The organism is Lentzea sp. NPDC060358 (assembly GCF_042725365.1).
GTDB lineage: Bacteria > Actinomycetota > Actinomycetes > Mycobacteriales > Pseudonocardiaceae > Lentzea.
Genome location: NZ_JBHXCW010000423.1, coordinates 1 through 3,309 on the forward strand (window position 1 = coordinate 1; position 3,309 = coordinate 3,309).

Here is a 3,309-nt window from a genome sequence, read left to right on the forward strand (position 1 = left end):
GGGACACCGCGACCTGGGAACCCGCCTGCCCGGCCCCGACGACGACTACCGACTCGCCGCGCATGTCAGTAGTTGCCCAGCCCGCCGCAGACGTTGAGCGCCTGCGCGGTGATCGAGGACGCGGTGTCCGTGGTCAGGTACGTCACGAGACCGGCGACCTCTTCCGGCGTGCTGTACCGACCCAGCGGGATCTTGGCGTTGAACTTCTCGAGGACCTCGTCCTCGGTGACGCCCCAGTGGTTGGCGTACCCCTGGCGCACCCGGCTCGCCATCGGCGTCTCGACGTAGCCGGGGCACACCGCGTTGACGGTGATGCCGGTCTTCGCGAGCTCGATGCCGACGGCCTTGCTGAAGCCGACGACGCCGTGCTTGGACGCCGAGTAGGGCGCGGCGAACACGACGCCCTGCTTGCCCCCGGTGGAGGCGATGTTGATGATCCGGCCCCAGCTCTGCTCGGCCATCCTGCCGGTGCTCAGGACCTCTTTGGTGAAGCGGAAGACACCGTTGAGGTTGGTGTCGATGACGTCGAGCCAGAGGTTCTCGTCCAGCTCGGCGGTGATGCCGCCACCGCCGCGCCCGGCGTTGTTGACGAGGATCTCGATGGGCCCGAACACCTCGACGGCCTTCTCGACGGCCTTGTGGATGTCCTCTGTGGACGTCACGTCGGACGCCGCGCCGTCCGCCTCGATGCCCTCTTCACGGAGCTGCTTCACCGTGGTCTGGACGTTCTCGGCGTTGCGGGCGACGACGAAGACGGCGTGCCCCTGGTTGCCGAGGCTGCGCGCGACCTCGAGACCGATACCGCTGGTAGCGCCCGTGACCAGGGCGACCCGTCGCTGGCTCATGCTCATTCTCTCCCTCAGAGTTGCTTCTCAGGCATGTGCACGACGAGCCCGTCCTGCTCCTCGGTCACGGGGATCTGGCAGCTCAGGCGGCTGTTCTCCTTGCGCTCGCAGGCCGTGAAGTAGAGGAGCTCGTCCTCGACCTGGTGCATCTGGGACAGCGGCTTGGTGTTCTCGGGGTCCACGTACACGTGGCAGGTCCCGCACGACGCCCCGCCACCGCACTGCGCGACGATTCCCTTGATGCCGTTGAGAACCGCGCCGCGCATCACGGAGTCGTTCTGGGCAACGTCGACAACGGTCTCGATGCCGTCGTGCGAAACGTAAGTGATCTTTGGCATGGCAGTTCTCCCACGGATCTGCGGCTCGCCGGACGTGGTCCACCTTGAACGGCGGCGCTGTGCACGTGGTGGAGACCACCTTGAGCGTTCCCGGCTTGCCGTTCCGGCAAGTTCCCGTGCTTCCCGGCAGCGGGTGCGGAGAGGATCGGGTCATGGCCAGGAGACGCGACCAGCCGCCGCCGAAGAGCGGTGGGAGTGAGACCGAGGTCCTGCGCGGGTTTCTCGACTACCTGCGCGAGGCCGTGGTCGCCAAGGTGGAGGGAGCGCCGGAACCGCAGGTGCGCACGGCGATGGTGCCGTCGGGCACGAACCTGCTGGGGCTGGTGCGCCACCTCACGTTCGTGGAGCGGGCGACGTTCCTCGGCAGGAAGCCGCGGAGCTGGCCGGCGACCTTCCACGTGCCCGGCGGCGACAGCGTCGCGGACGTCGTGGCCGGGTACCGGGAAGCGGTCGAGCGGTCGAACGAGGTGCTCGACGGGAGCGCCGCGCAGGACGTCCGGTGGCGGCTCGTGCACATGATCGAGGAGACCGGCCGGCACGCCGGGCACGCCGACGTCGTCCGCGAGCTGATCGACGGCTCGACCGGTCGCTGAGGCGGGAGTTCCAGGGGCGTTCGAGCAGCGGTTGCGACGCTGCGGTGTCGGCGCACACCCCACACGCGGAGGTTCCACCGTGCCCCTCAAGGAGTTCTACGACCAGCAGGTGAACTGGTCACCGCCGTTCGAGGACGGCCTTGAACGCGCGACGGTCGTCGTGCCACGCGACTACTCCGATCCGGACGGTCCCAAGCTCACCGTCGCCCTCGCCCGCCTCAAGGCCACCGACCCGCGCAAGCGCCGCGGTGTCCTGCTGGCCGTCAACGGCGGGCCCGGTGGCGACGGCGGCGACGGGCTGGCCCTGATCAAGCACTTCGGCAAGCGGGTGCGCACCGCCTACGACCTCATCGGGTTCGACCCGCGCGGGTACGGCGAGTCGACCAAGCTCTACAGCGAGGTCACGGTTCCCAAGGCGCCCTTCGACTCGCGGCCGCCCGACTCGCTCTTCGAGCAGCTCGCCGAGGACATGCGGCTGCGCGAGCTCGGGTGCCAGAAGGCCGGCGGCGAGCTGCGCCAGCACATCACGACGCGCAACACCGCGCGGGACATGGACCTCATCCGGGTCGTGCTCGGCGAGGAGAAGATCTCGTTCGTCGGATACGCCTACGGCACCTACGTCGGCGCCGTCTACGGGACGATGTTCCCCGAGAACCTAGACCGCACGGTGTTCGACTCGTGCATCAACCCGCAGTGGACCTGGCGCGACCAGTTCGTCACGCAGGCCGAGGCCGTCTACCGCAACGTCGAGCTGTGGGCGGAGTGGACCGCCGAGCGCGACGGGCACTTCCACCTCGGCCGGGACGGGCAGGCGGTGATCGACGAGGTCGAGAAGGTCGTCGCCAAGCTCGACGAGCAGGACCAGGTGCACCTGCGCACGCTGCTCGACGGCGCGGTCGGCACCAGGGCCACGGACCGGGCGCAGTGGGACTCGCTGGGCTACCTCATCGGCGACCTGAACACCGCCCTCGACGACGGCAACCTCGACAAGGCGCGCACGCTGATCGTCGGGCAGGGCACGTGGCGGCCGCAGGACTCCGAGGGCGACCTGCGGGTCGGCGTGCTGGAGGCCATCACGCTGGAGACCTGCTGGCCGCAGGACCTGGAGGTCTACTACCGCGACGTCCGCAAGCACCGCGCGGAGCACCCGTACGGCTACGGCGTCCTGCGCGCCCAGCCGTGGGTCGGCGCGTTCCGGACGTTCGAGAGCCTCGAGCCGCCGACGAAGCTCGCGCAGCCCGGCTACCCGAAGGGGCTCGTCGTGCAGGCCGACGGCGACCCGATGGACCGGGTCGAGGGCGGCATCGAGCTGGCCGCGCTGCTCGGCCACCCGCTGGTCGTCATCGAGGACTCCGGCGACCACGAGGTGTACGCGCTGGTGGGCAACGAGGTCCTCGACGCGCTGGTCGACGACTACCTCGTCGACGGCGTGCTGCCCGAGTCCAAGCACACCCGGATCCCCGGCCACGTGCGGCGCCCGGACATCCCGAAGGACTGACGCGGCAACGCGAAAGGGCCCCGCTCACGAGGAGC

4 protein-coding genes are annotated in these 3,309 nt (G+C 69.5%); 2 read left to right on the top strand and 2 right to left on the bottom strand.

Annotated elements, in window-relative coordinates; all coding sequences use genetic code 11:
• Positions 1–65: 65 nt before the first annotated feature.
• Entirely contained in the window at positions 66–845 is a 780-nt protein-coding gene (locus tag ACFWGZ_RS40385) for an SDR family NAD(P)-dependent oxidoreductase (RefSeq protein ID WP_382456870.1), read from the bottom strand.
• A 14-nt stretch (positions 846–859) separates the two neighbouring features.
• A complete protein-coding gene (locus ACFWGZ_RS40390; RefSeq protein WP_093600065.1) occupies positions 860–1,183 on the bottom strand; it encodes a 2Fe-2S iron-sulfur cluster-binding protein in 324 nt (107 codons plus the stop codon).
• Between the two features lie 152 nt (positions 1,184–1,335).
• On the opposite strand from ACFWGZ_RS40390, the gene ACFWGZ_RS40395 reads away from it, so the two are divergent.
• Both ACFWGZ_RS40395 and ACFWGZ_RS40400 read left to right on the top strand, forming a co-directional pair.
• A complete protein-coding gene (locus ACFWGZ_RS40395; RefSeq protein WP_382456871.1) occupies positions 1,336–1,776 on the top strand; it encodes a DinB family protein in 441 nt (146 codons plus the stop codon).
• Positions 1,777–1,855: 79 nt separating this feature from the next.
• The gene (locus ACFWGZ_RS40400; RefSeq protein ID WP_382456872.1) at positions 1,856–3,274 is read left to right on the top strand and encodes an alpha/beta fold hydrolase; all 1,419 of its coding nucleotides are present in this window, start codon (positions 1,856–1,858) and stop codon (positions 3,272–3,274) included.
• The last annotated feature ends 35 nt before the right edge of the window (positions 3,275–3,309 follow it).